Source organism: Streptomyces sp. NPDC021100 (genome assembly GCF_044333095.1).
In the GTDB taxonomy this organism is placed as follows: Bacteria; Actinomycetota; Actinomycetes; order Streptomycetales; family Streptomycetaceae; genus Streptomyces.
Genome location: NZ_JBIRQH010000014.1, coordinates 52,281 through 78,317, shown reverse-complemented (window position 1 = coordinate 78,317; position 26,037 = coordinate 52,281). Strand labels below are relative to the sequence as shown.

Below are 26,037 nucleotides of genomic sequence, written 5' to 3'. Positions count from 1 at the left end.
GGAGCGCGTGCCTCCCACGGGTCACGTGAGGCGTACGGCCACGGCGGTCCCGTCGGCCGCGTCAGGGCATCAGGTGGTAGTCCGGGAAGTTGCCCGGCAGCCGCTCCTCCGCCGACGGGCCCTGCGTCACCGCCTTGACCAGCAGGTCCCCGCCCACGAAGGCGCCCCGCCAGGACGCGCCGAAGCCGCCGAACAGCTCGTCGCGGTCACCGCGCGAGCGCGGCTTCCCGTGGCCGACCTTGAAGGCCCTGATCTGCGGGGCGAGGCGGGCGAAGGTCTCGGGGTCGTCACAGGAGAGGGTGGCGACCAGGGCGCCGTTGCTGGCGTTCATGGCGGCGAGCAGTTCCGCTTCGGTGTCCACGAGGACGATGGTGTCCACGGGGCCGAAGGGTTCCGCGTGGTGCAGGGGTGACGAGGGCGGCGGATTGAGCAGGGTGACCGGTGGCACGTATGCGCTCCGGTCCTGGCCGGGCAGGAAGTGCCCGTCCGCCAGGGAGCCCTGGTGCAGCGGGACGGCGCCCCGGTCGATCGCCTCGGCGACCTGGTCGGTGAGCTCCTTCGCCTTGGCCGCGTTGATCAGCGGCCCGAAGTCCAGGTCCGGGAGGTCGTCCGCCGGCCATTCCGCGGCCAGCGGATGCCCGAAGCGCACGGACCGCACCGCCGGCAGGTACACGGCGAGGAAGTCAGCGAACGCCGAGCGCTGCACCACGAAGCGGGGGTAGGCCGTGCACCGCTGCTTCCCGTAGTCGAAGGACTTGCGGATCAGCGGGGCGAAGGCGTCCCAGTCGGTGAAGTTCCAGATGCCCCAGGTGTTGAGGCCCTCCTGCTCCAGGATGTGGCGTTTGCCCAGGTCGGCGACGGCGGTCGCGACCCGCGCGCCGGTGTCCCGGCCGCCGACGAACGAGACGCAGCCGATCTCGGGCGCCCGGACGAGCGCCTCGGACAGCTCGCCGCCACTGCCGCTGACGAGGGTCAGGGGCAGGCCCTCGCGCACGGCGAGGGCGCAGGCCAGCGTCAGGCAGGACAGGCCGCCGTCGGTCGGGGTCTTGGCGATCACCGCGTTGCCGGCCAGCGCCTGGACGAGCATGGCGTGGACGAGCACGCTCATCGGGTAGTTCCAGCTGGCGATGTTCGACACCGGGCCGGCGAGCGGGACGCGGCCCGCCGTCATCCCGGCGATGCCGTCCACGTACCAGCGGACCCCGTCGATCGCCCGGTCCACATCGGCCCGCGCGAGCCGCCAGGGCTTGCCGATCTCCCAGACCAGCAGCAGGGCGAGGAGGTCCCGGTGCTCCTCCAGCGCGTCTAGGGCGGCGCTCACCCTGGCCCTGCGGTCGGCGAGCGGCACTTCGCGCCACATGCGGTGCTGGTCGAGCGCGGCGCGGACGGCTCGGTGGGCGGCCTCGGCGTCGAGGCGCGGGGGCCCGGCGACGGGCGTGCCGTCGACCGGGGAGACGGCGGGCAGCGGACGGCCGTCCGCGTGCCAGGCGCCGTTCCAGAGGTTGAGGACGCGGTCGTCCCGGAACGCCTCGGGGGCCACGTCCAGGCAGCGCCGCCAGGCGGTGTCCCATTCGGCGCCGGGGCGCAGGACGAGGGTGTTGAGGGTCGGTGCCATGAGGTTTCTCCGCTCTCGGTGCACAGTCGGGGCGGGGAACAGCACGTTGCCTACCGAACGGTAGCCTCCCGTCCGGCCCTGCGGCAGGGTGCCTGGTACGCGATGAGGCCCATGTCACGTGCGACCGCGGGTAAGGGGTGGGAAAGGTGCGGGAGGGGGCGCCATCCTCCGCCCGCTCTTCCCCGCCTACGTCAACGGGAGGGATCCGCGGCGGCGTTCGGCGCAGCCGGCGTCATCTCTCGTGGTGACCACCGCCCGCCCGAACGGCCCCGGCTCCCCCGCCGTCGCCGGCTCCGGTGAGAATGGGCCGTCCACCGCCGTCGACAGCAACGGAACCGATCAGCATGGGACGGGTCACCGCACGCCGCCGCGTCATCCGCATCCGGGACGGGGCGGTGAACACGCGCCCCGACACCCTGGTGGCGGAGGAGCCGCTGGAGATCCGGCTCAATGGCAAGCCGCTGGCGATCACCATGCGCACGCCGGGCGACGACTTCGCGCTGGCGGCGGGGTTCCTGGTCAGCGAGGGGGTGCTCGGACGGGCCGAGGAGCTGGCGAACATCGTCTACTGCGCGGGGGCCAAGGACGACGGCTCCAACACCTACAACGTCGTCGACGTCCGGCTCGCTCCCGGCGTGCCCGTCCCCGAGGTGAGCCTGGAGCGCAACGTCTACACCACGTCGTCGTGCGGGCTGTGCGGCAAGGCCAGCCTGGACGCGGTGCGGACCACGGCCCGTTGGCCGGTCGCGGACGGCCCGGACCCGGTCCGCCTCTCGCCCGCTCTGCTGGCCACCCTCCCCGACCGGCTGCGGGCGTCCCAGACGGTCTTCGACCGCACCGGCGGTCTGCACGGGGCGGCCCTCTTCACCGCGGAGGGCGAACTCCTGGACGTGCGCGAGGACGTGGGGCGGCACAACGCGGTCGACAAGCTCGTCGGCAGGGCGCTGCGCGAGGGGTCCCTGCCGCTGTCCGGCACCGTCCTGCTGGTCTCCGGTCGGGCCTCCTTCGAGCTGGCGCAGAAGGCGGTCATGGCGGGGATCCCCGTCCTGGCCGCCGTGTCGGCGCCGTCGTCCCTCGCCGTCGACCTGGCGGTGGAGACCGGGATGACCCTGGTGGGCTTCCTGCGCGGCTCGTCGATGAACGTCTACGCGGGCGAGGAGCGCGTCGTCCTGCCGTGACGGCGCCCTGGGCGTCCGGCTGCCGGCGGCCCGGCCCGCTCAGTCCGGCCGCGCCCTCGCCCCCGCCGTCCGGCACAGGGACCCGAGTCTGCCGAGCACTCCCGGGCGCCTGTTCCAGTCGAGGAACATCTCGTCCCAGGCGCCGTCCTGTTCACTCAGGAACCACTGGACCTCGTCCAGCTCCTCCCGGGTCATCCGGCGGACGGCGGGGCGCAGCACGGTGGCCAGCAGCTCGTTCCGGAGGTCGTCCCAGAGGTCGCTCTCGCCCGCCTCGGCGTTCCAGGCCATGAAGCAGACGCCCGCGAACTCGGGCGAGCGGCGGAGGACGAGGTCCGCGAGTCCGCTGCGGGCCATGCGGGCGTAGGCGGTGAGCAGTTCCTCGTCGCCGGAGCGGACGAGCGCGGAAAGCTCGTCGTGGCAGGGTTCGCCGGAGAGCAGCCTGCGGAGGAGGGCGCCGCACACGCGCTCGTCGATGGCCGGTTCCAGCGGCGCCGCCTGCTCGCGCAGGGCGAGGACCCGGGCGGCGAAGCCCGGCTGCTCCTCTCCGTCGGCGAGGGCTCCCGCCTGGTCGAGGAGGAGGAGCGCCGCGCGCCGGCGGGGGTCGAGCCGCTGGCCGCACCGCAGGATCAGGGTGCGGGCGACGGCGGGCGCGTGCTCGTCGTCCGGGCCGCTCTCCAGCGCGGACCGGACGAGCACGTCGTCGAGGCCGGCGGCGCGGTGCCGCTCGGCGGGCAGCCGGGCCAGCAGGGCGGCGGCCTCGGCCGGGGTGGGCCGGGCGCTGCCCCAGATCAGCCGGTAGGCGGTGCGCAGGACGGCGGGGTCGGAGCCGTGGCGGCGGCCGGCCGCCCGGGTGAGTGCGGTGAGGAGGTCGGTGCGGTCCTGGTCGGGCGGGAGCGGCCGGCCCGCGACGGCCGCCGCCATGCGCAGGTGGGGGTGGTCCACCAGCCGGTCCTTCGGGAAACCGGTGGTGAGGAGGCGGACGACGGACGACGGGTCGCCGGTGGCCGCGGTGCGCTCCAGGGCGTCGAGGACCGCCGCCGTCAGCCCCGGACGGCCGGTGACCGCCGCCCAGACCCGTTCCCGGTCCTGCTTGGCCTCCCCGAGCAGCGCGGCGCTCAGGCGGGCGGTGAGGACGGGGGTGTGGTCGACACGCAGGGCTTCCGCGAGGCGGAGGAGGGAGAGCACCTGTTCGAGGGGCTCCCCGGGGGTGGCGCGGTCGAGCTCCGCGCGCAGGTCGCGTCTGAGCCGTTCGCCGGCGGGGTGGTCCGTCAACGGCCCGAAGTGCTCGGCGAGTTCGGCGAGGGCGGCCCACTCCGCCGAGGTGCGGGGGGTGCCGCCCCGGGCCAGGGCGGCGATCACCGCGCCGGGCACCGTTCCGTCCGCCCTGTCCGTGCGGTCGCCCGGGGGGAGCTGTCCGTGCTGGCGGGCCCAGCGGGCGGCGGCCGCCCGTCCCGCCGAGTCCAGGACGATCCCTTCGCGGAGGGCGACGGCGGCGAGCCGGCCGGCGTCGTGGGTGGTGTCGCGGTCGCCGGCCGTGCGGAGCCGGGCGGCCTCCGTGAACAGCGCTGGCTTGCCCGCCAGGAGCACCCGGGCGGCCACGACGGCCCAGGGGTCGGGTTCGTCGCGGACGGGGCTGGACTGGCCGCCCGCGCAGTCGTGGACGCGGTAGCGCCGGTCGGCCGCCACATGGGCGTAGTCGAAGTCGGATCCGGGGAGGGCGCCGACGATCTGGTGCCGGGCGAGCAGGGGCCGGCGGGTGTAGGTGGTGAAGGTGAGCCGGTGGGCGTGCTCGCGCGGGAGGACGGCGCTGGCGACGGCGATCCAGTGCGCGATGCGGGTCGTGTCCCGCTCGATCACCAGGAGTTGGGGCGAGTCGGGGCTGCGGAACAGGGCGCGGACGTCCGTGAGGAACGGCTCCAGTCGCTCGGCGCGGGCGGTGACGAACTCCAGCAACCCCTCCTTGCCGATGCGGCGGGCCGGGGCGAAGGCCGCCAAGGGGATGGGGATTCCGTCGTCCGGGGTGGTGTCGGCCCAGGAGGGGGACTCCCACGCCTCGATGGGCAGCAGCCCACCGGGCAGGGGCCCGTCCTGCGTCAACCGGACGGCGTGGGCGTGGAAGGCGTGGCGCCGGCCGCGGAGGTAGGTGCCGGTGCACACGGTGCGGCAGAGCAGCCGGGTGCCGTCGGAGAGGCGGTTGTGGCTGAAGACGACGGGGAGGTCGGTGAGTTCACCGGTGGCCGCGTCGGGGCCGGTGGGGGTGGTGGAGCCGGTGGCGACGGCGGCGGACCCGTGGGCCGGTGCTGACGCGGGAGCGGTGTCCGGTGGTTCGTAGGCGAGCAGGGGCTCGGTCTCCCCGAGCAGGAGTGCGGGCAGGTCGGGGCTGGCGGCGGTGAAGCGGGGGCCCGAGGCCGCGGACGAGCAGGAGTAGTGCAGTTGCTGCAGGGTCACTCGGGCTCCTTTCGCGGTGCTGGGTCACGGCACGTCGTACGCCGATGGCTGCGCGCGGGGCGGGAGTTTCGGCGCGAGGCCATCCCACCAGATCCGAGGGGAGGCCGTCCGGGATTTGGCCGAATATCAGGGCCGGACCAGGGTCGTCTCAGGGCTTCCCCCACCTCGGTCCCACGGATCACCCAGCGACGTCCCGGACCCCGCCCTCACGCCCTCCCCGGCGGCGGCCCGGGGGCTGGCCCCGGAGCGGGTCAGCCCTGGTCGACGACCCGGGCGAGCAGGGCGAGGAACAGTTCGCGCTCGACCGGCGAAAGGGCGGACAGCAGCTCCTCGTTGGCCGCGTCCCCCAGCTCGGTGAGGCGGGCGAGACGCTTGCGGCCCTCGTCGGTGAGCGTGATGGCGTTCTTGCGGCGGTCGGACGGGTCGGGGGCGCGGGTGATCAGCGCCTGCGCCTGGAGGTCGTTGAGGATGCCGACCATGTCCTTCGGATCGAACCCCGTCGTCCGGCCGAGCTCCGCCTGGGCGACCGGGCCGAAGTCGGCCACGGCGGAGAGCACGGCGTGGTGGGGCATGCGCATGCCGTCCTGCGCGAGCGCGTCGGCGACGAGGCGGCGGCCGCGCGCGGAGGCGCGGTTGAGCAGCCAGCTCGGGAGGGACTGGATGTGTCCGAGGGCGGGTTCGCGGGCGCCGGGATCCGTACGGGTGTGTGCCATGCGTCGAGGGTAGCCCGGGCTCGTTGGGGATTCCCACGAAAAACCATGGGAATCCCCAACGATATCCGCTACAGTCATAACCATTGGGGCTCCCAATGAAGGAGTCCGGCGACCGACGACTGTGGAGGGTGCACCATGCGACGTGTCCGCTATTACGAGAACGGCGGCCCCGAGGTCCTGCGGGTCGAGGAGGCGGAGGTCCCCCGCCCCGGCCCGGGTGAACTGCTCGTGCGCGTCGAGGCGATCGGCGTCACCCTGCCCGTGACGCGGAAGGTCCGCGAGGGCGGGCCGCCCCTCCCGGCGGGGCTGGGCGGTGACGTGGCGGGAGAGGTCGTCGCGGTGGGCCCGGACGTGACCGGGTCCCGGCCGGGCGAGCGGGTCACCGGCCTCTGCTTCGGCGACGGGTACGCGGACCACGCCGTGCTGAACTCCTCGATGGCCTCCCGGATCCCCGACGGCGCGACCGCCACCGACGCGGTCGCCCTGGTCCGCTGCGGTCTCGTCGCGCGAGGCGCCTACGAGGCGGCACGCCCCGCCGAGGGCGAGTCGGTGCTGGTCACGGGCGCGGCGGGCGGTGCCGGGCATCTGGCCGTGCAGATCGCCCGGGCCCGTGGAGCGGGCCGGGTGGTGGCGGCGGTCGGCTCGCGGGAGAAGCTCGGATTCGTCAGGTCCCTGGGCGCCGACGAGGCCGTCACCTACGAGGAGGAGTCCTGGGGAGATCCGGTGGACGTCGTCCTGGACGCGGTCGGCGGCGACCTCCTCTCCCCCGCCGTCCGGGCGCTCGCGCCCGGCGGGCGGTTGGTGGCCTACAGCTCCGGCGGAGGCACTCTCCAGGCGTACGACCTGCTGGCCGGCGCGAAATCGGCGATCGGCTTCCAGATGGCCCTGATAGCCCGTCACCGTCCCGATCTGATGGAACGGTGGCGGCAGGACCTCTGGGCGCTGTACGCCGAGGGCCGGCTGCGGCCTCACGTCCATGCCGAGCTGCCCCTGGAGGACGCCGCCACGGCCCACGAGATCATGGAATCGCGCGCCAATCAGGGGAAGGTGGTCCTGCGGCCGGCGTGACGGGCGGCGCGGCTGTCCGGCTACCGCACCGGGCCGGTGGCGACCTCGGCCCGGCCCTGCGCCGCCGCGGCCGGCGCGGGCTCCGGGGCGTCGGTGTCCGGTCGGCGGGCGAAGCGCTTGGCGAGGACGGCGCAGACCATCAGCTGGAGCTGGTGGAAGAGCATCAGGGGCAGCACCGCGAGGCTGGACTCGGCCCCGAAGAGGACAGCGGCCATGGGCAGTCCGGCCGCGAGGCCCTTCTTCGAGCCCGCGAAGACGATGGCGATCCGGTCCGCGCGGGAGAAGCCGAGCCGGCGCGCGCCGTAGCCGGTGAGGAGGAGCATGACCGCCAGCAGGACGGCTTCCACCCCCAGCAGGGCCAGCAGCCGCCACGGCGTCACCTGGCTCCAGACACCGCGCACCATGCCCGCGCTGAAGGCCACGTAGACGACCATCAGCACCGAGGTGCGGTCGACGCGGCCCAGGACGGTGCGGTGGCGGCCGATGAAGCCGCCGATCCAGGGGCGCAGCACCTGGCCGGCGAGGAAGGGCACGAGCAGTTGCAGGACGATCGACAGCAGTGAGTCGAGGGAGAACCCGGCGCCGCTGTTACCGAGCAGTGCCGCCGCGAGGAGGGGGGTGAGGACGATGCCCACGAGGCTGGAGAAGGAGCCCGCGCAGATGGCCGCCGCCACGTTGCCACGGGCGATGGAGGTGAAGGCGATGGCCGACTGGATGGTGGAGGGCACCAGGCACAGGAAGAGGAAGCCGTCGTAGAGGCTCGGGGTCAGGACGTAGGGGACGAGGCCGCGGGCGGCGAGCCCGAGCAGGGGGAAGACGACGAAGGTGCAGCAGAGGACCGCCGTGTGCAGCCGCCAATGGCGCAGTCCCTCGACGGTCTCCCGGGTGGAGAGCCGGGCGCCGTAGAGGAAGAAGAGCAGGCTCACCAGGATCTTGGCGGCGATGCCGGCCACCGTCGCCGCCGAGCCGCGGGCCGGCAGCAGCACCGCGAGCAGGACCGTGCCGAGCAGGGCGGCGACGTAGGGATCGACGGGTATGCGGGACAGGAAGGAGGCCGGAAGGGCTGGTCGGCGCATGAGTGCCAGCCTGCCCGGGGGCACGGTCATCGGGAACCCCGTTCACCGTGCTGACTGTCATCACAAGCGGCGATAGGCTCGGGGCATGTTCGATCCGGTGCAGTTGCGGACCTTCCTCGCCGTCTCGCAGACGCTCAGCTTCACCCAGGCCGCCCACCGCCTGGGGGTGCGTCAGTCGACGGTCAGCCAGCAGGTGCGCAGGCTGGAGGAGGCGGCCGGCCGGCAGTTGTTCGCGCGTGACACGCACAGCGTGGAGCTGACCGAGGACGGGGAGGCCATGCTCGGCTTCGCCCGCACGATCCTGGAGGCGAACGAGCGGGCCGCCCACTGGTTCGCGGGGACGCGGTTGCGCGGGCGGCTGCGCTTCGGGGCCTCCGAGGACTTCGTCCTCACCCGGCTGCCCGAGGTCCTGGAGCGCTTCCGGCGGGAGCACCCGGAGGTGGACCTGGAGCTCACGGTGGACCTGTCGGACACGCTGCACGAGCAGATGGCGGCCGGCCGCTTCGACCTGGTGCTGGTCAAGCGGCACCCCCGGCAGCCGCAGAACGGCCGGCTCGTCTGGCGTGACCGCCTGGTGTGGATCGGCAGCGAGCGGCTGCGCCTGGACGCCCGCCGGCCCCTGCCCCTGGTCGTCTTCCCGGCCCCGGCGATCACGCGGGCGCGGGCCCTGGACGTCCTGGAGCGCGACGGCCGGGCCTGGCGGGTGACGTGCACCAGCCGCAGCCTCAACGGCCTGGTCGCGGCGGCCCGGGCCGGGCTGGGGGTGATGGCCCATACGCGCGGCATGATCCCGCCGGGGCTGGCGCCCGTCCCGGCCCGCGCCGGGCTGCCGGAGCTCGGCGCCATCGACGTCGTCCTGCTGCAGGGGCCCGGTCCCGAACGGGACAGCGCGGTGCGGGGCAGCGCCGAGGCGCTGTCCCAGGCGATCCTCGTGGCCGGCGACCGGCTGCACACCCCAGCCGAACTGAACGAGCCGACGGAGCCCGCAGATCCAGCCGGACAGGCGGACCCGGCCGGGCAGACGGATCCGGCCGGGCAGACGGGCCCGAGCAGGCGGACGGGTCCGGCCGGGCAAGCGGATCCGGGCAAGCCGGCCCCGGCCCCTCCAGGGGCCGGGGGTGTCGCCGACCGCCCCTGAAACGGTCGGGATCGGTCACCGGACCGATCGGAAGCGAACGAGCCAGGTCAGGGAGATTTCGTGCAGATACCGTGAGCCCCGTCCGTCCACCGGAACCTCAGGGTTCACCGTTGAGGGATCGGGTACGGTCACCCGCGCTGTGCGGAGCGTGGCGAGGAGCGAGGTTGTGCGCGAGATCACCGTCCCACCCCTGGTACCGGTGCCGCCCTCCGGCGGTCTGGCGGACGCCGTGTTCGAGCACGCGGCCGCCACCCCGGGCCGGGTGACGTTCGGCCGCAGGGTGGCCGGCGGCTGGCGGGACGTGACGGCGGCGGCCTTCCGGGACCAGGTGACGGCCCTGGCCAGGGGCCTGCTGGCCGAGGGCGTCCGCGCGGGCGACCGGGTCGCGATCGTCTCCCGGACCCGCTACGAGTGGACCCTCTTCGACTTCGCCCTGTGGTCCGTCGGCGCCCAGTCGGTGCCGCTGTACCCGGGGGCGTCCGTGGAGCAGGTCTTCTGGACGCTGCACGACGCGGAGGTCTCCGCCTGCGTCGTCGAGCACGGCGACCACGCCATGACCGTCGGCTCCGTCATCGACCGGCTGCCCGGCCTGCGCCGGCTGTGGCAGCTCGACGCGGGCGCCGTCGAGGAGCTGACCGCGGCCGGCACCGGGGTCGCGGAGGAGGAGGTCCACCGCCGGCGCGCGGCCGTCACCCCCGACACCCCGGCCACCGTCCTCTACACCCCGGGCACCACCGGCCGCCCCAAGGCGTGCGTTCTCACCCACGCCAACTTCATGGCGGAGACCGACAACGTCGTCGGCCGCTTCGGCCCGATCTTCCGCCCCGGCTCGGGCCCCGGGGAGCAGGCGTCCACCCTGCTCGTCCTGCCGCTCGACCATGTCCTGGGCCGGATGGTGCAGGTCGCCGCCGTACGGGCCGGGGTGCGGGTGGGGCACCAGTCCAGGATGTCGGGGCCGGTGTTCCTGTCCGAGCTGCGGAGTTTCCGCCCGACGTTCCTCGCCGCGGTGCCCTATGTGTACGAGCGGGTCTTCAGCGCCGCCCGGCGCGAGGCCGAACGCACCGGCCGCGAGCGGACGTTCGAGCGGGCGGTGGAGGTGGCCGTCCGCCACTCCGGCGCCCTGGAGGAGCGGGCGTTCGGCGCCGGCCCGGGTCCGGGCACAGCCCTGCGCGTGCGGCGCCGGGTCTTCGACCGGCTCGTCTACTCCGGGCTCCGGGAGAGCCTGGGCGGCCGGCTGCGGTTCGCGCTGTCGGGCGGCGCCGTCCTCGACCGCCGGCTCGGCCTCTTCTTCGCCGGCGCCGGCATCACTCTCGTCGAGGGCTACGGCCTGACGGAGACCACGGGCGCCGTGACCGCCAACCCGCCGGAGCGCCCGCGCTTCGGCACGGTCGGCACACCCGTCCCCGGCACGGGCGTGCGCATAGCGGACGACGGCGAGGTGTGGCTGCGGGGCCCGCAGGTCTTCGCCGGCTACCTGGGCGACCCGCGCGGCAGCGAGGCGGTCCTCCGCGACGGCTGGCTGGCCACCGGGGACCTGGGCGCCCTCGACGACCACGGGTATCTGACGATCAGAGGCCGCAAGGCGGAGTCCCTGGCGACCTCCGACGGGACGGGTGTGCTGCCCTCGGCGCTGGAGGAACGGGTCCGGGCGCACCCCCTGGTGGACCGCTGCCTGGTCGTCGGCAACGGCCGCCCGTTCCTCGCCGCGCTGGTCACCCTGGACCGCCCGGCGGTCGCGCACTGGTGCGCGATGCGCGGCCGGCCCGTCCCGCCCCCGGGCGCACTGGTGCGGGACCGCGAGCTGGAGGCCGAGATCCGGCGCGCCGTGGTGGCCGCCAACGCGCAGGCGCCGCCGGCCGAGTCGATCCGCACGTTCCGCATCCTCGCCGGCCAGTTCACCGAGGAGCAGGGGCTGCTGACGCCCACCATGAAGCTGAAACGGCGGGCGATAGAGAAGGCGTACGCGACAGACGTCGACGCGCTCTACCGGCTGACCGTGTCCTGAAAGTGGATCGTGTCCGGAAAGCCGACCGTCTCGTGAGAGCGACCGGCACCCCGCGGCCGGACGGCCCGCTCGGACAGACGGCCCGCTCGGTCAGGCGGCCCGCTCGGTCAGGCGGCCCGCGCCCCGTGCCCGGCGGCCACCGCCTCGATCCTGCGCGCGAGTTCGATGTCCAGGCCGGTCACCTTGCCGCCCACGCTGTGCGTGTTCACCGCGACACCGACCCGGTCGTAGCCGAGCGTGACCTCGGCGTGGTGCCCCAACTCGTCCTGGATGACCGCGATGTGCAGCACCAGCGCCGCCGCCGGGAGGTGCCCGGCGAAGGTGTAGGTACGGCGCAGCAGCAGTCCGTCCGTCGTCCAGCCGGGGAGCTCCCGGAGGCGCTCCTCGACGTCCTGCTGCGACAGCGGTTCGACCGTCATGACAGCTCCTCCTCGTCGCACCCTGCTCCGTCTTCGGCGCACCGCGCACCGCCGGGTACCCCGGGGCCGGTGCCCGGGGCCCGTCCCCCAAGCCTCCCACGGGGCGGGGGTTGTTTCCCGTCGGCCCGAGGGGCGGCGGGTTACGGTCGCACGCATGACCATTACTGCGACCCCGACGGTCCCGCAAGTGGGCGAGCTGCTGCGCTCCTGGCGGAACCGCCGCCGGATCAGCCAGCTGGAACTGGCCCTGCGCGCCGACTCCTCGGCCCGGCACATCAGCTTCGTCGAGACGGGCCGGTCGCGGCCGAGCGAGGAGATGGTGCTGCGCCTCGCCGACCATCTGGACATACCCGTCCGGGAGCGGAACACCCTGCTGATGGCGGCGGGTTACGCCCCGCGCTACCCCGAGCGGTCGCTGGACGACCCGGCGCTGAGCGACATGCGCGCGAACCTCGACGTCCTGCTGCGCGGCTACGAGCCGTTCCCCGCGCTCGTCGTCGACGGCACGTACCAGGTGCTGGCGGCCAACCGGGGCGTCGCCATGCTGCTGGAGGGCGTGGCCGAGGAACTGCTCGCCCCGCCGCTGAACGCCATGCGGCTGACCCTGCACCCGCGCGGGATGGCCCCGCGCATCCGCAACTTCCCCGAGTGGCGTCGCCATCTGCTGCACCAGATGGACCGCCAGCTCTCCCTGATGCGGTCCGCGCCGCTGCGCGCCCTGTACGACGAGGTGGCGGCCTACCCGCTGCCGGACCCCTGCGGCGAGGAGCGGGCAGGCGACCGGAGCGCGCCCTACGCGCTGCCGATGCTGATCGAACACGACGGCCGGACGCTGTCGTTCGTCTCCGCCATCGCCACCTTCAACACCCCGCTGGACGTGACCGTCTCCGAACTGGCGCTGGAGACCTTCCTCCCCGCCGACGCGGAGACGGCCGCGTACCTGCGGGGCCTCACGCCGTAGCCGGGACCCGGTCGAGGAAGCCGAGGACGCCGCTGATGCGGCCGTCCTCGGTGAGCACGGCCACGTCGAAGCCTGCGACGGGCGCGGAGCCGTCGGCGGTGGAGACCAGTTCCCAGCCGAAGCGGACGGTGTTGTGGTGCCCGTCCACGGCACCGGCCGGCCGGAACTCGAAGCCGGGGAACCGCTCGTGCGCGGCGGTGATCACGGCGGCGATCCCGTCGTGCCCGGTGACGTCGGCCAGCGGGTCGGTGTAGGAGCCGTCCTCGGTCCAGGCGGCGGCGACGGCCGCGGCGCGGGACTCCGCGTCGGCGTTCCAGGCGGCGAGGTAGCGGGCGACGGCGGTCTCGTACACGGACATGGCGAACTCTCTTCCTGCTGAAGGGGCTTGGGGGCCTCCGAACCCGAGCGCCCGGGTCCGGAGGCATGCCCACAGCCTGCCGTGCGCTCGGGCGGACGGCGATTACCTCTCAGGTAGTGGCCCGCTGCGGAAGCCGGCCTTCACCCCGCGGCGCCGACCCCGGCGTCCCGCGCGCACAGCGCGGCCTGGACCCGGTTGCCCACTGTCCGTCGGCCCGTACTCCAGCCGGCCGCCGAGCGCCGTGACACGCTCGGTGAGCCCGATCAGACCGTATCCACCGCCCAGCGCGGCGGCTTCGGACGGGGTGCCGGCGTCGTTGCGCACCTCGACGGCGGATTCCGCCGTTCCGTAGCGGACGGTGACCCGGGCGGGTGCGCCGGAGGCGTGTTTGCGGGCGTTGGTCAGGGCTTCCCGGACCACGCGGTGGACGGCGAGGCGGTGGCTGACCGGGACGGACTCGGCGTCGCCCGCGAGGTCCGCCTCGACCGTCTGCCCGGCGGAGCGCGCCTCGGCCATGGTGGCGGCCGGCGACCGCATCCGGCTGCTACCGGAGTCGATCACCGACCTCGATCTGGGCGAACACCGCTACGACACGATCGTTTCCTGTCTGCCGTTCACCAACTTCGCACCGGAGAGGGTCGAGGCGATCCTCGGGCGGTATCTGCGCGCGCTCGTCCCCGGCGGGCACCTGACCTTCTTCGCCTATCTGGGCACCCGGCACCTGCGCGCCCTGACGAGCACCAGGGCCGAGGCCCGCCGGCACCGGGCGGTGGACGCGGTGCTGGACGCGTACACGTCCCGGTACGGCGTCGGGCGGCACGTCGTCTGGGACAACGTGCCGCCCGCTCGCGTACACCACCTGCGTGCCTCGGCCGGTCACCACGGCGACCTGTGCGCCATGAGGGACCGCTGAGGGCATCCGATCCGCCGGAGGGCCGTCACCCCCGGGCATTCAGCGCCCGGCGGCCGCCTCCGGCTCGGGAGCCGCCGCCTCGGAGGGCACCGAGACCGCGGGCTCCTCGGACGCGGCCCGCCGCTCCGCCGTCCCGACGGGCTGCTCCGGCGCGCGGCGGGCCGCCATCCACACATAGACGAGGACACCCGCGAAGAGGAACAGGACGCCCTGGTAGACCGCCTTGTAGCCGGCGCCCGCGACCAGCCAGAAGGAGAAGGCGAACGCGCCGAGCGCCAGGACCAGGTCGCGGGTCAGCCGGCCCGGGCGCACCCGGTCGCGCCGGCCGGTGAGCAGGAAGTACACCTGGGCGGCGGCGGCCAGCAGGTAGGGCACGGTCGCGGAGAACGTGGTGACCAGCACCAGGATCTCGAAGACCCCGCCCGCCCCCGACACGTAGTTGATCACCGTCAGCAGGGTGGCCAGGACGGACGCGGCGAGCACGCCCGCCGTCGGCACCCCGCGCCGCTTGCGCGCGAACACGGCCGGGAACAGGCCGTCCTTGGCCGCCGCGTACGGGGCCTGGGCGCTCATCAGCGTCCAGCCGTTGAGCGCCCCCACGATGGAGATCACGGCGGCGGCGGCGATCAGGGTGCCGCCCCACTCCCCGCCGAACATCGCGTTCACGGCGTCGGAGAACGGCGCCGTGGAGTTCACGAGCGTGCCGTGCGGCACGGTGCCGAAGACCGCGAGGGTGCCGAGCAGGTACACCAGGGCCGCGCCGATGGTGCCGAGCACGCTGGCCCGGCCGACGTTGCGCTCCGGGTCGCGGACCTCGCCCGCGCTCATCGCCGCCGACTCGACGCCGACGTAGCTGTAGAGCAGGATCGCCGCGGACGCGGTCAGGCCGCCGGCCCAGTTTCCGCCGCCCTCGGTGAAGGAGCCCAGGTTGTGCGGGTCGAAGTAGAACAGCCCGACGACCGCCACGAACAGCAGCGGGATGAACTTGAGCACCGTGGAGACCAGTTGCACGGCCCCCACCCAGCGGGTGCCGGCGAGGTTGGCCAGGGCCGGCAGCCAGAGCATCAGCAGGGCCACGGCCAGGTCGGAGCCCATCGAGCCCTTGCCGCCCGTCAGCGCGTGGAAGTAGCCGACGCCGGCCACCGCCAGCGCGGCGTTGCTGACCCAGGTCATGGTCCAGTACGACCACGCGGAGAGGAAGCCGGCGAAGTCACCGAACGCCTCGCGCGCGTACACGTACGGGCCGCCGGTCCGCGGATGCCGCTCCGCGAGCCGGCCGAAGACCAGGGCGAGCGCGATGGCCCCGACGGTCAGCACGCCGAAGGCGAGCAGGCTGACGGTGCCGTACGGGGCGACGGAGGCGGGCAGCAGGAAGATGCCGCCGCCGATGATGTTCCCCATGACCAGCGCTATCGCCGTGGGGAGGCCGAAACGGCGCGCGGGGGTGCCGTCGGTTTCGTGCATGGGGTGGTGCGCCTCTCATCCTGCGGGCAGGTCGCAGATATGTGCGACAGAAGCACATGGTGACCAGTGGGGGGCGCGGCGCAAAATCGCTCTTTTTTGTCCCGCGGAAGGCCGCCTTCCGCCGGAAAAGGTCCAGCTCGGCGAGGCGCCGGCCGTGATTCGTCCACCCGCTCCCGAACGGGGTGCGGAGGGTTCCGGCCAGCCGGCCGCGGCTTCCGTCCCGTTTCGCCGGACGCGTCCTGCCGCGCGCGGCCGGGTCCGGGGGCAACGTTCGGGAGATCGTCCGCGTCTCCGCGGGCGACGCTCACCGATCAGGCCGGTCGATCAGCCCGTTCCCGTTCTCTTCCCCCAGGAGGAACCCGTCATGATCAGTGGTTTTCGTGAGGTCACCCCCCAGGCCATCGCGGAACTCTACGACCGCTACAGCGAACGGACCGCCGCGCTGCTCGGCGGCAGCATCCACTTCGGCCACTGGCCCGATCCGGCGGACGGCACCCCCACCGCCCCCGCCCTCTCCGTCACCACGGCGTCCGCCCGCATGACCCGGCTGATGACCGACGCCCTCGGGGTCGGGCCGGGCGACCGCGTCCTGGACGCCGGCTGCGGCACCGGCCGCCCCGCCCTCCAGCTCGCCCGGACCACCGGCGCGACCGTCACCGGCATCACCCTCAGCGGAGAGCAGGTCCGCCTGGCGTCCGCCGCCGCGGCGGCCGAGGGTCTGTCCGACCGGGTCTCCTTCCGGCTCGCCGACGCGGCCGAGCCGCCCTTCCCCGCCGGCTCCTTCGACGGGGCCTGGCTCTTCGAGTCCCTCCTCCACATGCCCGACCCCCGGCACGTCCTGCGCCGGATCCACGGCGTCCTGCGCCCGGGCGCCCGGCTCGCCATCGCCAACGTGGTCGAACGCGCACCCCTGCCGGCCGCGAGCCGCCCGGCCCTCGACACCTTCTGCGCACTCAACCGGATCGCCGCGATCCTGCCGCTCGCGGACTACCCGGCGCTGCTCGCCGACGCGGGACTGGCCGTCGAGAGCGTCATGGACGTCTCGGAGCACAGCGTCCCGCAGACCCTCCGCGCCCTCTGCGCGGCCCTCCGGGCGGACGGGACGGACATCCCCCCGGAGGAACGCGAGGAGGCCCGGGCCCTGCTCGACGCGATGGACCGGCTCGCGGCCACGCCCGAGCTGGGTTACGCGATCGTGGTCGCCTCGAAACCGCGGCGGCCGTGGTGACGGGACCACCGCTCAGAGCCCGCGCGACAGCAGCCCGAAGTACCCGTGCTGCCCTGCCCCGTTGGGGTGGTACGACTCCCAGAACAGCGGTCCGGCCGGGTTGGTCCACGGCGCGCCGGAGCAGGCGCCGTGCCCGGCGAAGGCCCGGCGCGCGTCGAGGTAGGTGAACCGCGCGGCCCGGGCGCGGTCGGCGATCACCGCGTCGAGATGGTCGAGCGCGGTGTCCATCCGCCGGGCGTTCGGCGGGGAGGGGATCAGGCAGGAGGAAGCGCCGAAGAGGCGGGGGTATCCCAGCACCACCACCCGTGCGTGCGGCGCCCGTTGGGCGATCGCGTGGTACGCGGTGTCCAGCCGGCGGGGCAGGGAGCGGTCCATCTCGGCCTCGGCCCGGTCCGCCTCCCCGTCGCACGCGCCGGGCAGGCCGACGCTGCAGGCGAGCATGACGCGGGAGTAGCCCACGTCGTTGCCGCCGAGGGTCAGGGTGACGAGGCGGATCCCGGGGTCCAGCGCGACGGCCTGCTTCCGCAGCACGTCGTCGCTGTTGGCGCCCGCACAGGCGGGGAACCGGAAGTCCCGCACTCCGTGGGCGGCGGCCCACAGCGGCCCGTAGGCGCGCGGGCTTCTCAGGCACAGCCCGCTCGCCGGGTCGTAGGGCCCGGCACCGACGCCGGACGAGAACGAGTCGCCGAGCGCGGCGTAGGAGACGGGCGGTCCGGCGGCGGCGGGCGGCGGCGCGGACCAGAGCAGGGACGAGGCGGCGGCGAGGACGGCGGCGAACCGGGCGGCGCGGAAGGTCGGACGCACAGGATCTCCCTGGGTCGTGGACGGTGCGCCGTTCCTACCATCCGCAACTGCCCCAAGGGTGGCCGATCGTGGCCCGATTCACCTCTAGGAGGCGCTGGAATGGGCAGGATGCCCCCATGACGATCACCCTGCGCACCCCGCGACTGACGCTGCGCCGCTGGCGCGAGGACGACCTCGAACCGATGGCGGCCATCAACGGCGATCCGGACGTGATGCGGTGGATCAGGGACGGCTCGGTGCAGGACCGCGCCCAGACGGCCGCGAGCATCGCCGCCTGGGAACGCGAGTGGGAGGAGCACGGCATCGGCCTCTTCGCGGCCGAGCTCCGGGAGGACGGGCGGCTGGCCGGCTTCATCGGCCTGTCCGTTCCCCACTACCTGCCCGAGATCCTGCCCGCCGTCGAGATCGGCTGGCGGCTCGGCCGCCCCTTCTGGGGCCGCGGCCTGGCCACCGAAGGCGCCCGCGCCGTCCTGGACTTCGCCCTCCGCGACCGCGGTCTGGCCCGGATCGTCAGCGTGCACGCGGTAGGGAACGACGCGTCGGAGGGTGTCATGCGGAAGCTCGGGATGCGGTTCGATCGGGAGACGAGACATCCCCTGTCGGGGGCGGCTGTCCGTGTGCACGTGCTGGAGGCGAAGCCGTAGGGGTGGGGGTGCCCCGGTCCCGCCCTTTCTCCCCCAGCTACCGCTGGGAGGTGCCCCCAGTTTCTTGCGGGGGCAAGCCCCCGCACCCCCGAAACCGCGCTTCGCGCGGTTGTCCTCAAACGCCGGACGGGCTGATTTCAGCCCGTCCGGCGTTTGAGGACGAGCGGCGAAGCCGCGACAGCGGGGTCTGGGGCGCAGCCCCAGGAAACGGCGAAAGGGCGGGACCGGGGCACCCCCCCAACCCCCCGCTTGCGACCGCTTTCCCCCGGTGCCTACCGTAAAACGACCGCCCCTCCCCACCCCTCCGGGAGGAGACGCAGCATGACGCAGGTCGTCCGTCGCCCGCCCGGCAAGTCCCGCCCCCGCCCCGCCCCCGTCGCGACGCTCCCCTTCCGCCGGGCGGCGGCCGCCCTGCACTGGGCCGTCCTCTCCCGCCGGCACCGCCGCACGGTCCGCCGCGAGGCCCGGCACGGTGCGCCCCGCCCGGGCAAGTGGCGCCGGTGGAACTCGTACACGGCCGTCTCCCGCGCCTGCTGTCTGCTGATCGCGCTGGTGGTGGCCGCGTGGTGCGCGGAGGGGGTGTACATCGTCGTCACCGGGCAGACGACGCCGTTCGAGACCTGGCGCAAGGGGAACGCGGGCTTCGACGCGCTGATCCGCTTCGTCGGCCCGGTGCTGACCGCCGGGATCGCGTCCGCCGCGTTCCTGTTCTGCTGGTACGGCTGGACGAAGCGGCGCTATCTGGCCAAGGCCCGGCGCAGCCCGCACGAGCTGGTTCCGACGGCCGGGCCGGACACCGCCGAGATCGTCGGGCGCCAGGAGGTGGCGCAGGTGATCGCGGAGCGGCTCCGGGACCGGGCCACCCGGCGGCCGTACCTGCTGGTCGGCGGCCTGGGGACGGGAAAGACCGCGGTCCTGGTGCGGCTCACCGAGATGCTGGCGCGGCAGGGTGCCGTGCCCGTGCCCGTCCGGCTGCGGGACACCGCGGACCAGGGCGAGCTGAACTTCGAGCAGCTGGCCCGGCGCCGGTTCGCGGAGGAGGCGCCGCAGGGCATCCTGGCGCGCAGCAAGAACGAGCGCGTCTGGCAGCAACTGCTGGCGGACGACAAGCCGGTGGTGATCGCGGACGGGCTGGAGGAGGCCGTGCAGGGCGAGCGGTTCCAGGACGACCGGGACAACATCATCCGCCGGGCCGTCGAGCGCGCCCACGAGGAGCGCCTCCCGCTGGTCATCGCGTCCCGTCCGCACACACCGCTGGAGGGGACGCACGCCGCGATCATCGAGCTGGAGCCGCTCAGCGAGGAGGAGGCGCTGCACTTCGTGGAGGACCGGGCCGCCGAGTCGGACGAGCGCCGTCTCGACTGGATCGTGGAGACGGCGGAGGCCACCGAGTCGCCCCTCTACCTGCAGATCGCCCGCGAACTGCACCGCCACCACAGCCTGGAGCGCGACCGGCCGCGCAACGACCCGCACCGGCTGGACACCCGCAGCTGGGACCGGTCCACGCTGCGGCTGTGGCTGCTGGAGACCTGGTACCACGCGCTGGTCGAGGGCCGGCTGCGGCAGGACGTCGGACTGGCGGCGGCGGAGCGCCGGGACACCCTCACGGCCGTCTCCGCGCTGGCCTGCGCCGGGCTGCTCCAGGACAAGCTGGAGGTCGGCTTCGGCGACCTGCTGGGCGAGGACGTCCATCCGGGCCCGGCCCGGCGGGCCGGGGCGACGGCCGGGCGCCTGTGGGCCGGACACCGCTTCGACCGGTACGGCAAGCGCGCCGACGCCTTCTCCGAGTGGCACCGCGAACGGCTCTGGGACGCCCTCCGCGAGCGGCTCGGGGACGAGGAGAAGCGGCAGTTGACGGTCGGCAACACGGGCCAGTGCCAGGCCGCGCTCGCCCGGGCGGCCTCCCGCGCGGACGCCCTGGGCCTGGTCGAGGGGTTCGAGCGGAAGGTCCGCTTCCCGCACAGCGTCATCCAGGCGTACCTCGGTTTCCGGATGCTCGCCCACCTCGGGGAGCGCCGCACCGCCGCCCTCGTGCAGCAGGCCCTGTCGCCGCCCGGGCCCAGCCGGGAGCTGCTCATCGCGCTGGTGCTGCTCTCCCGGGCGCGCGCGGTCGAACTCGCGGGCACCGGCGGCGGTCTGGCGGCGGACGTCCGCCGTGATCTGCACGAGCTGTGGCGGCGGTCGCCGCTGGGCGGCAGGTCGCTGGCCCGGCAGCTCGCCGCCGCGGCCGACCGCCGTACGGACCCCAAGGCGCTGGATCTGTACGCCGCCGCGCTGGAGATGGACGCGGTGGAGGAGGAGCCGCGACTGCTGGCCGCCGTCACCACCACGCTGACCCGGCGGTGGGGGGACGTCAAGGGGAACGTCCGGACTCTGGAGGAGGCCAAGCTCGGCCTCGTCAAGCAGCTCGGCGCGGCGCTGCGCGAGGCGGCCGGGAAGACCGACACCGTCCCGCTGTACGAGCGGCTCTTCGAGCTGGCCCGGCAGGAGCCGTCGCACATCGTCCGGCTGGCGGCGGCCCAGGAGTTCGGCAACGGCGGGGACGCGGCGTTCGCCGTGATCCGCCGGCGGGTCGGCGTCGACTCCGACCCGGTGGAGGAGTACCGGGCGCGGGTGCGCGCGCTGAAGGACGAGCGGCGGCGGGCGTACGACGCGTGGGCCGCCGCGCGCGGGGCGCCGGCCGGCCGGGGCTCCGGGTCCGGAGCGCCGGACCCGCACGACCGGGAGCGGCAGGACCTCCACCGCCGCTACCGGCAGCAACGGGTGGACCTGATACGCGAGTTCGTCATCCGGGCCTGGATGGTCCCGATGCTGCTCGGGTCCGTCTCCGACGGCCACCGCGACGAGGCGCGGTACCGGCTGACGAAGTGGATGCGCCACCTCGACCCGCGGCACACCGGCGGCACCCCCGACCTGCCGCTGGTCCTGGAGAACGCGCTCGCCCAGGGCTTCAAGTACGCCGCGAACCGGCGGAAGCGGCACCCGCTGGCGTACGAGGGCGGGCGCAGCGAGCTGATCCGGCACGCGGAGACGGTCCTCCAGCAGTCCCGGTGCTGGTACGCGCAGCTCACGCTGGTGCAGGCGCTCTGCCTGTGGGAGCTGCCGGACAGCATCGCCCGCGGCGGGCCGGACCCGGGGGCGGCGGATCCGGAGTGCGCGGACGACGACGCGGGACCGCCCGCCGCCCGGCCGACCACCGCCGTGCAGACGGTGCGCCGCTGGCTGTCGATGGCGGGCACGGGGGCGGTGGACGGCCCGGCGGGACGGCCTGTCCTGCACCCGTTCGTCGCCGAGGCCGGGGACCTGGCGGCGCTCGCCCTGGAGACCCGGCGCCCGGAACGTTTCCTCTGGATCGACGAGCAGGCCGTCGTCGACACGATCGGTTCCCGCGCCTGCGCTCCTCGGCGCTACCGCAAGCACAACCTGTGGCTGCCGCCCTCGGTCGGCTGGAGCACTCTCGACGCGCGCGCCCAGCGCCTCGTCGCCGACGTGCTGGTGCTGACGAACCTGATCGAGCGGGACGGCCGGCCGGACGAGGTGGAGGACCGGTTCCGCCGCTCGGGGCGGCCGGGCGCCACGCTGCCGCCCTGCCTCACCCAGGACCGGACGCCCCTCCACCCGGAGCTGACGGCCGGGACCTCCGCGCTCCCGGCGCCGGGCTCGACCTGCCTGCCCACCTGCCCGTTCCAGTTCTGCCCGTACCCGCCGCGCGGCGTCCGGCCGCGGGCCGAGCTGCGCGAGCCCTTCTGCCGGCAGCAGCAGGCCCTGCTGCGGGGCCGGGGGCGGCGGCGCTCCCCCGGTGTGCTGCGCCGGCGGACGCCGCACTGGGCGGGCATGCGGGCCCGCGAGCTGCACGGCTTCTGGGAGGCGATGGCCGCCCGGTCACGGGGGTGAGCCGGGGACGCCCGTTTTCACCGCGCGGCGCGGTGGGGGCGCCCGTCCTCACTGCGCGGCGCCGTCCCACGCCCGCCGCGCGCTCTCCGGCGCCGCGCCCCGGACGCTCTCCGACCCCGCCGGCCCCTCCAGCACCCGGGAGCCGCCGACGGGCAGGTCCCACAGGTCGTCCCGGTCCCGACCCGCCGCCCCCCAGGCGGCGCGCACCCGGCGCAGCGGCTCCATCGGCGGTTCCGCGGACAGCAGGAAGGTGCCCCAGTGCATCGGGGCCATGATCCGGGCGCCCAGGTCCTGGCAGGCCCGGACGGCCTCCTCCGGGTCCGTGTGGACCGGCCCGAGCATCCAGCGCGGCGCGTACGCGCCGATCGGCAGCAGCGCCACGTCGATGCCCGGGTAGCGGGCGCCGATGCGCTGGAACCAGTGGCCGTAACCGGTGTCGCCGGCGAAGTGGACGCGCCGGCCGTCCGGGGCCGTGAGCACCCAGCCGCCCCACAGCGAGCGGCAGGTGTCGGTGAACGTCCGCTTGCTCCAGTGGTGGGCGGGCACGAAGTCGAAGCGGACGGGCCCGGCGGCGCCCGGCAGTTCGACCGCTTCCCACCAGTCCAGTTCGGTGACCCGGGTGAAGCCGCGCCGCCGTGCCCAGCGGCCGAGACCCGCGGGGAGCAGGAGGTGGGTGTGGCGCGGGAGCCGCTTGAGGGTGGGGGCGTCCAGGTGGTCGTAGTGGTTGTGGCTGATGACGACGGCGTCCACCCTGGGCAGGTCCTCCCAGGGGACGCCGGCCGGGGTGATTCTGGGCGGGGTGCCGAGGATCCGCCGGGACCACACCGGGTCCGTGAGGACGGTGAGCCCGCCGACGGCGATCACCCAGCTGGCGTGTCCGGCCCAGGTGACGGCGACCGTGGCGGCGTTGACGACCGGGGGCGGGCCGGGCGTGACGGGCAGCTCGGGGACCTCCCGCAGCGCCTCGGCGCCCGGCCGCAGCATCCCCTCCCGGGCGAGCCGGGCCAGCGCCCGGACGCCGGGCAGCGGCGCGGTGAGCCGGTCGGCGAAGGACCGCGGCCAGCTACGGATCTCCCCCGTCGGACGCGGTTCCGGGAGGGAGCCCCCGGGTTCCGAGAGGGGGCGCTCGGTCTGCTCGGTCATCGATGGGCTCCGTTCGGGGGGACCGGGGTGCCGGCGCGGCGCGGGGGCGGCGGCACCCTCGTCGACGGTGGTCGGGAACCTGTCGGGAACCTCAGGTGCCGGTGCCGGCTCACGCGTCCTCGCCGGTTCACCTGCCCTGGCCGGCTCATGTGCGGGTGCCGACTCACCTGCCTCGGCCGCCGGCTCATGTGCCCCAGCCGGCTCATGTGCCGTGACCTGCCCACCTGCCGGTGCCGGCTCACCCGCCCCGGCCGGCTCACGTGCCGGTGCCGGCCAGGGCGTGGAACGCCGCTTCCAGGCCGGCCAGCGCCTCGGCCGCCTCCGGCAGGGCCGGCGGGTCCGGGGAGTCGAGGGCGCGCTGCCGCGGTTCGTCGCCGGTGCCGAGGAACGGCAGGGCGGAGAGCCGGACGCGCAGGGCGTCCGGGTCGTCCCCGAAGCGGTGGCCGCCGGGGACGGGATGGCCGAGCACCGCGCCCAGGTGCGCCTCCAGCTCGACGGAGTCGGTGATGCCCCGCCGGGCGAGGCCGGCGCGCAGCTCGCCGAGGTCGGCGTAGAGGTGGGGGCCGGTCTGGGGCGGGCGGGCGAGCGCCCCGGCCGCGGTGACCCGCTCCAGGACGGCGGCGGCCATCCGCCCGTAGAGCCGCGCGGCGGCCGTGGTGTGCTCGCGGACGGGAGGCGGTTCGGTCAGTGCCCAGCGGGCGGCGACGGCGACGGGCGGCGCGAGTTCGGCGCGCAGCGCGTCCAGGACGGACGCCACCCGGGCGCGCAGCACGGCGCCGGGACCGGACTCCGGGAACAGGGCGAACGCGGCCGGCCAGGCCGCCGGCAGGAGGGTCCCGGCGAGCTCGGTGAGGACCACCACGCGCTCGGGGTACATCTCGGCGGGCCCGACGAAGACGGTGGCGTGCGGGTCGTGGCGGACGTCCCGCCAGGTCTCGTCGCTGACGACCGTCAGGTCCGCGCCGGCCGCGGCCTCGCACACCTCGTGCACCAGCTCCGGCGGCGCGACCGTACCGGTGGTGTCGTCGGCGACCGACAGGACGAGGAACCGCGGCCTGCCGCCCTCGGCGCGGATCCTGCGGACGGTCTCCAGCAGGGCGACGGGATCGGGGACGCCACCGGCCTCGGCGGTGACGGGCACGTGGTACGCCAGCCGGCCGGCGAGCCGGGCGAGCGGCGCGTACCAGGACGCGCAGGGGCGGGTCAGCAGCACCTCGCCGCCGGCGGAGGCCAGCAGGGCCAGCAGCAGCGGCTGGGCGCCGGGCGCGGCGAGGACGTCGGAACGCTCGGGGGCGGGGCCCCGGCGGGCCCGGTAGCCGCAGGCCGCCGCCCGGAGCTCGGGCCCGCCGCCGACGGGCTCCGGCCCGGTCCGGGACGCGGCCTCGGCGAACCGCTCGCGCAGTTCGGGCGGGACGGGCAGCCCGCGCTCGGCGGCGGGGAACGTGGGGAACGCGGGGGGCGCGGAAGGCGAGGGGGGCGCAGGGGGCGTGCACGAGTGGTTTCGCTGCATCCTGCGCACCTCCGTCCCGCGGATCGCCGTCCGCCGCGCCCGCTTGTCCGGCGGAGCTTTTCCGCAAACGTTTTTCTGTCCACCTTCGCAGATCACGGCGGTGCCCGGCCGCCTGACACGGGCGGGCGGGTGACGGACCGGACCACGGAACGGCACGGGACGTGGCCGCCGGGGGCGGGCGGGAGGACCACCATGCCCGACGGGCGGAACGCCCGGGAAGAGGACGGGGGAGCTCCGGCCGGGTGGCGCGCCGTGCGGGAACTGCCGTCCCATGAACGGGAGTTCGGCCACCCGAGGCCATCTTCCACACCGCCCCAGGGCAACTAGCCTGGCTGCCATGAACATTCTCGGGACTTCGCTAAGGGTGTGCGTCGGCGATCTGGAAGCGGCGATCGCCGTCTACGAACGACTGACCGGCGCGGAAGCGGTGCGCTTCCGGCGGGGCGGCGTGTCGGTTGCCGCGGTCGGCTGCTTCTTCCTGATGAGCGGCCCCGAGGCGGAACTGTCCATCCTGCGGAAGATCACCGCCACCATCGCGGTGACGGACGTGGACGAGGCGGTCCGCGACCTGAAGGCGGTCGGCGCGGAGGTCATCGCCGGCCCGGTGCCGACGCCGATCGGGCGGAATCTGGTGGCTCGGCATCCGGACGGATCGGTCTTCGAGTACGTGGACCGGGCGCGGACATCCAGCCCGTCCGGCGCTTGAGGACTGGGGGCACCCCCTCTGGGAGCGCGCAGCGCGCTTCGGGGTGCGCGGCGGAGCCCCGCAAGAAACTGGGGGCACCTCCCAGCGGTAGCTGGGGGAGAAAGGGCGGGTCCGGGGCACAGCCGCCCGCAGGGCGACCCGCCCGCCTAACCCTCCCGCACGACGCCGCCAAGGACCGCCCCGACGGTCCTGCGCACCGCGTCCGCGCCGGGCGGCGGGCCCGTCCGGTCGGCGAAGAGCAGGTGCGCCGCCCCGATCAGCGTCGGGGCGAGGACGTCGACGTCGGCGTCGAGCGCGAGGCGGCCGAGTCCGCGCTCGGCGGCGAGGTACGAGGCGAGCACGGCCGCCGCGTCCGTCAGGAGCGGGACACCGGTGGGCCGTTCGCGGCGCAGCCGGGCCCGCAGCCCGTCCCGGGAGGTGACGAGCCCGACGATCGCGACCGCGACCGTCTCGAACAGCCCGGTGAGCGCGTCGGCGAGGCGACCGGTGAGGTCGCCCGTCCCGGCGGAGGCGCGCAGGGCGGCGCCCTGTTCCTCGACCCGCCGGACGCGGTCCAGCACGAGCTCGGCGAGGAACGCGTCGAAGTCGGCGAAGTGCCGGTGCAGGACGCCCTTGGCGCATCCCGCCTCCGTGGTGACCGCCCGGCTGGTCAGCGCGGAGGGCCCGTCCCGCAGCAGGACCCGTTCCGCCGCGTCGAACAGCTGCTCCCGCGCATCCCGCATGGCCACGCCCGTCGGCATCGCGCACCGTTC

At 74.9% G+C, this 26,037-nt stretch carries 21 protein-coding genes and 1 pseudogene; 10 read left to right on the top strand and 12 right to left on the bottom strand.

What is annotated here, in order from left to right:
• Nucleotides 1-61: 61 nt before the first annotated feature.
• Entirely contained in the window at nucleotides 62-1,615 is a 1,554-nt protein-coding gene (locus tag ACH4PU_RS23865; RefSeq protein WP_398275520.1) for an aldehyde dehydrogenase family protein, read from the bottom strand.
• 344 nt (nucleotides 1,616-1,959) lie between these two features.
• Here ACH4PU_RS23865 and fdhD point away from each other — a divergent pair, with 344 nt between their 5' ends.
• Nucleotides 1,960-2,793: a formate dehydrogenase accessory sulfurtransferase FdhD gene (gene fdhD / locus ACH4PU_RS23860; protein ID WP_398275517.1), complete on the top strand. Its 834-nt coding sequence runs from the start codon at nucleotides 1,960-1,962 to the stop codon at nucleotides 2,791-2,793.
• 39 nt (nucleotides 2,794-2,832) lie between these two features.
• Here the strand turns inward: fdhD and ACH4PU_RS23855 are convergent, their stop codons facing one another.
• Together ACH4PU_RS23855 and ACH4PU_RS23850 are read right to left on the bottom strand one after the other, a co-directional pair.
• Nucleotides 2,833-5,241 (bottom strand): GTPase-associated protein 1-related protein, encoded by a 2,409-nt coding sequence (locus ACH4PU_RS23855; RefSeq protein ID WP_398275514.1) that lies wholly within the window; start codon nucleotides 5,239-5,241, stop codon nucleotides 2,833-2,835.
• Between the two features lie 251 nt (nucleotides 5,242-5,492).
• Nucleotides 5,493-5,954, bottom strand: coding sequence for a MarR family winged helix-turn-helix transcriptional regulator (locus tag ACH4PU_RS23850; protein ID WP_398275511.1), 462 nt, complete (start codon nucleotides 5,952-5,954; stop codon nucleotides 5,493-5,495).
• Between the two features lie 135 nt (nucleotides 5,955-6,089).
• Here ACH4PU_RS23850 and ACH4PU_RS23845 point away from each other — a divergent pair, with 135 nt between their 5' ends.
• Nucleotides 6,090-7,022, top strand: a complete 933-nt coding sequence (locus tag ACH4PU_RS23845) for a zinc-binding alcohol dehydrogenase family protein (protein WP_398275508.1) — start codon at nucleotides 6,090-6,092, stop codon at nucleotides 7,020-7,022.
• A gap of 20 nt (nucleotides 7,023-7,042) precedes the next feature.
• Here ACH4PU_RS23845 and ACH4PU_RS23840 read toward each other — a convergent pair whose 3' ends face one another.
• Nucleotides 7,043-8,098: a bile acid:sodium symporter family protein gene (locus ACH4PU_RS23840; protein WP_398275505.1), complete on the bottom strand. Its 1,056-nt coding sequence runs from the start codon at nucleotides 8,096-8,098 to the stop codon at nucleotides 7,043-7,045.
• A gap of 85 nt (nucleotides 8,099-8,183) precedes the next feature.
• Here ACH4PU_RS23840 and ACH4PU_RS23835 point away from each other — a divergent pair.
• Together ACH4PU_RS23835 and ACH4PU_RS23830 are read left to right on the top strand one after the other, a co-directional pair.
• Nucleotides 8,184-9,056 (top strand): annotated as a pseudogene (locus tag ACH4PU_RS23835) (LysR family transcriptional regulator); the annotation flags it as partial.
• A 346-nt stretch (nucleotides 9,057-9,402) separates the two neighbouring features.
• On the top strand, nucleotides 9,403-11,241 hold the full coding sequence (locus ACH4PU_RS23830; protein ID WP_398275502.1) for an AMP-dependent synthetase/ligase: 1,839 nt from the start codon (nucleotides 9,403-9,405) through the stop codon (nucleotides 11,239-11,241).
• A 107-nt stretch (nucleotides 11,242-11,348) separates the two neighbouring features.
• Here ACH4PU_RS23830 and ACH4PU_RS23825 read toward each other — a convergent pair whose 3' ends face one another.
• The gene (locus ACH4PU_RS23825; protein WP_185943457.1) at nucleotides 11,349-11,660 is read right to left on the bottom strand and encodes a 4a-hydroxytetrahydrobiopterin dehydratase; all 312 of its coding nucleotides are present in this window, start codon (nucleotides 11,658-11,660) and stop codon (nucleotides 11,349-11,351) included.
• 154 nt (nucleotides 11,661-11,814) lie between these two features.
• Between ACH4PU_RS23825 and ACH4PU_RS23820 the strand changes: the two genes are divergently transcribed.
• Nucleotides 11,815-12,621 carry a helix-turn-helix domain-containing protein gene (locus ACH4PU_RS23820; RefSeq protein ID WP_398275498.1) on the top strand — a complete coding sequence of 269 codons (807 nt, stop codon included), beginning with the start codon at nucleotides 11,815-11,817 and terminating at the stop codon, nucleotides 12,619-12,621.
• Here ACH4PU_RS23820 and ACH4PU_RS23815 read toward each other — a convergent pair.
• Both ACH4PU_RS23815 and ACH4PU_RS23810 read right to left on the bottom strand, forming a co-directional pair.
• Complete coding sequence (locus ACH4PU_RS23815; RefSeq protein ID WP_398275495.1) at nucleotides 12,611-12,979, bottom strand: nuclear transport factor 2 family protein; 369 nt, start codon at nucleotides 12,977-12,979, stop codon at nucleotides 12,611-12,613. The genes ACH4PU_RS23820 and ACH4PU_RS23815 overlap by 11 nt on opposite strands.
• Before the next feature lie 102 nt (nucleotides 12,980-13,081).
• Complete coding sequence (locus tag ACH4PU_RS23810; RefSeq protein WP_398275492.1) at nucleotides 13,082-13,495, bottom strand: hypothetical protein; 414 nt, start codon at nucleotides 13,493-13,495, stop codon at nucleotides 13,082-13,084.
• On the opposite strand from ACH4PU_RS23810, the gene ACH4PU_RS23805 reads away from it, so the two are divergent.
• Nucleotides 13,494-13,892 carry a hypothetical protein gene (locus ACH4PU_RS23805; protein ID WP_398275489.1) on the top strand — a complete coding sequence of 133 codons (399 nt, stop codon included), beginning with the start codon at nucleotides 13,494-13,496 and terminating at the stop codon, nucleotides 13,890-13,892. The genes ACH4PU_RS23810 and ACH4PU_RS23805 overlap by 2 nt on opposite strands.
• A 39-nt stretch (nucleotides 13,893-13,931) precedes the next feature.
• On the opposite strand, the gene ACH4PU_RS23800 is transcribed toward ACH4PU_RS23805, so the two are convergent.
• Nucleotides 13,932-15,356 carry an amino acid permease gene (locus tag ACH4PU_RS23800; protein WP_398275486.1) on the bottom strand — a complete coding sequence of 475 codons (1,425 nt, stop codon included), beginning with the start codon at nucleotides 15,354-15,356 and terminating at the stop codon, nucleotides 13,932-13,934.
• A gap of 364 nt (nucleotides 15,357-15,720) precedes the next feature.
• Between ACH4PU_RS23800 and ACH4PU_RS23795 the strand changes: the two genes are divergently transcribed.
• Nucleotides 15,721-16,584 carry an SAM-dependent methyltransferase gene (locus ACH4PU_RS23795; RefSeq protein ID WP_398275483.1) on the top strand — a complete coding sequence of 288 codons (864 nt, stop codon included), beginning with the start codon at nucleotides 15,721-15,723 and terminating at the stop codon, nucleotides 16,582-16,584.
• Nucleotides 16,585-16,596: 12 nt separating this feature from the next.
• Here the strand turns inward: ACH4PU_RS23795 and ACH4PU_RS23790 are convergent, their stop codons facing one another.
• Nucleotides 16,597-17,388, bottom strand: a complete 792-nt coding sequence (locus ACH4PU_RS23790) for an SGNH/GDSL hydrolase family protein (protein WP_398275480.1) — start codon at nucleotides 17,386-17,388, stop codon at nucleotides 16,597-16,599.
• 116 nt (nucleotides 17,389-17,504) lie between these two features.
• Here ACH4PU_RS23790 and ACH4PU_RS23785 point away from each other — a divergent pair, with 116 nt between their 5' ends.
• Together ACH4PU_RS23785 and ACH4PU_RS23780 are read left to right on the top strand one after the other, a co-directional pair.
• Nucleotides 17,505-18,032 carry a GNAT family N-acetyltransferase gene (locus ACH4PU_RS23785; RefSeq protein ID WP_398275477.1) on the top strand — a complete coding sequence of 176 codons (528 nt, stop codon included), beginning with the start codon at nucleotides 17,505-17,507 and terminating at the stop codon, nucleotides 18,030-18,032.
• A gap of 321 nt (nucleotides 18,033-18,353) precedes the next feature.
• Nucleotides 18,354-21,926: an NACHT domain-containing protein gene (locus tag ACH4PU_RS23780; protein ID WP_398275474.1), complete on the top strand. Its 3,573-nt coding sequence runs from the start codon at nucleotides 18,354-18,356 to the stop codon at nucleotides 21,924-21,926.
• A 48-nt stretch (nucleotides 21,927-21,974) separates the two neighbouring features.
• On the opposite strand, the gene ACH4PU_RS23775 is transcribed toward ACH4PU_RS23780, so the two are convergent.
• Together ACH4PU_RS23775 and ACH4PU_RS23770 are read right to left on the bottom strand one after the other, a co-directional pair.
• Nucleotides 21,975-23,069 (bottom strand): MBL fold metallo-hydrolase, encoded by a 1,095-nt coding sequence (locus ACH4PU_RS23775; RefSeq protein WP_398275471.1) that lies wholly within the window; start codon nucleotides 23,067-23,069, stop codon nucleotides 21,975-21,977.
• Between the two features lie 256 nt (nucleotides 23,070-23,325).
• Nucleotides 23,326-24,579 carry a pyridoxal phosphate-dependent aminotransferase gene (locus ACH4PU_RS23770; protein ID WP_398275468.1) on the bottom strand — a complete coding sequence of 418 codons (1,254 nt, stop codon included), beginning with the start codon at nucleotides 24,577-24,579 and terminating at the stop codon, nucleotides 23,326-23,328.
• Between the two features lie 337 nt (nucleotides 24,580-24,916).
• Here ACH4PU_RS23770 and ACH4PU_RS23765 point away from each other — a divergent pair, with 337 nt between their 5' ends.
• Nucleotides 24,917-25,285 (top strand): VOC family protein, encoded by a 369-nt coding sequence (locus tag ACH4PU_RS23765; protein ID WP_398275465.1) that lies wholly within the window; start codon nucleotides 24,917-24,919, stop codon nucleotides 25,283-25,285.
• 146 nt (nucleotides 25,286-25,431) lie between these two features.
• On the opposite strand, the gene ACH4PU_RS23760 is transcribed toward ACH4PU_RS23765, so the two are convergent.
• Nucleotides 25,432-26,025 (bottom strand): TetR/AcrR family transcriptional regulator, encoded by a 594-nt coding sequence (locus ACH4PU_RS23760; protein WP_398275462.1) that lies wholly within the window; start codon nucleotides 26,023-26,025, stop codon nucleotides 25,432-25,434.
• Nucleotides 26,026-26,037 lie beyond the last annotated feature (12 nt).

Coding starts and splice junctions, on each gene's coding strand:
- ACH4PU_RS23865 (WP_398275520.1), bottom strand. CDS start 1,615: ATGGCACCGACCCTCAACACCCTCGTCCTGCGCCCCGGCGCCGAATGG.
- fdhD (WP_398275517.1), top strand. CDS start 1,960: ATGGGACGGGTCACCGCACGCCGCCGCGTCATCCGCATCCGGGACGGG.
- ACH4PU_RS23850 (WP_398275511.1), bottom strand. CDS start 5,954: ATGGCACACACCCGTACGGATCCCGGCGCCCGCGAACCCGCCCTCGGA.
- ACH4PU_RS23845 (WP_398275508.1), top strand. CDS start 6,090: ATGCGACGTGTCCGCTATTACGAGAACGGCGGCCCCGAGGTCCTGCGG.
- ACH4PU_RS23840 (WP_398275505.1), bottom strand. CDS start 8,098: ATGCGCCGACCAGCCCTTCCGGCCTCCTTCCTGTCCCGCATACCCGTC.
- ACH4PU_RS23825 (WP_185943457.1), bottom strand. CDS start 11,660: ATGACGGTCGAACCGCTGTCGCAGCAGGACGTCGAGGAGCGCCTCCGG.
- ACH4PU_RS23820 (WP_398275498.1), top strand. CDS start 11,815: ATGACCATTACTGCGACCCCGACGGTCCCGCAAGTGGGCGAGCTGCTG.
- ACH4PU_RS23815 (WP_398275495.1), bottom strand. CDS start 12,979: ATGTCCGTGTACGAGACCGCCGTCGCCCGCTACCTCGCCGCCTGGAAC.
- ACH4PU_RS23805 (WP_398275489.1), top strand. CDS start 13,494: ATGGTGGCGGCCGGCGACCGCATCCGGCTGCTACCGGAGTCGATCACC.
- ACH4PU_RS23810 (WP_398275492.1), bottom strand. CDS start 13,495: ATGGCCGAGGCGCGCTCCGCCGGGCAGACGGTCGAGGCGGACCTCGCG.
- ACH4PU_RS23800 (WP_398275486.1), bottom strand. CDS start 15,356: ATGCACGAAACCGACGGCACCCCCGCGCGCCGTTTCGGCCTCCCCACG.
- ACH4PU_RS23795 (WP_398275483.1), top strand. CDS start 15,721: ATGATCAGTGGTTTTCGTGAGGTCACCCCCCAGGCCATCGCGGAACTC.
- ACH4PU_RS23785 (WP_398275477.1), top strand. CDS start 17,505: ATGACGATCACCCTGCGCACCCCGCGACTGACGCTGCGCCGCTGGCGC.
- ACH4PU_RS23780 (WP_398275474.1), top strand. CDS start 18,354: ATGACGCAGGTCGTCCGTCGCCCGCCCGGCAAGTCCCGCCCCCGCCCC.
- ACH4PU_RS23775 (WP_398275471.1), bottom strand. CDS start 23,069: ATGACCGAGCAGACCGAGCGCCCCCTCTCGGAACCCGGGGGCTCCCTC.
- ACH4PU_RS23770 (WP_398275468.1), bottom strand. CDS start 24,579: ATGCAGCGAAACCACTCGTGCACGCCCCCTGCGCCCCCCTCGCCTTCC.
- ACH4PU_RS23765 (WP_398275465.1), top strand. CDS start 24,917: ATGAACATTCTCGGGACTTCGCTAAGGGTGTGCGTCGGCGATCTGGAA.
- ACH4PU_RS23760 (WP_398275462.1), bottom strand. CDS start 26,025: ATGCCGACGGGCGTGGCCATGCGGGATGCGCGGGAGCAGCTGTTCGAC.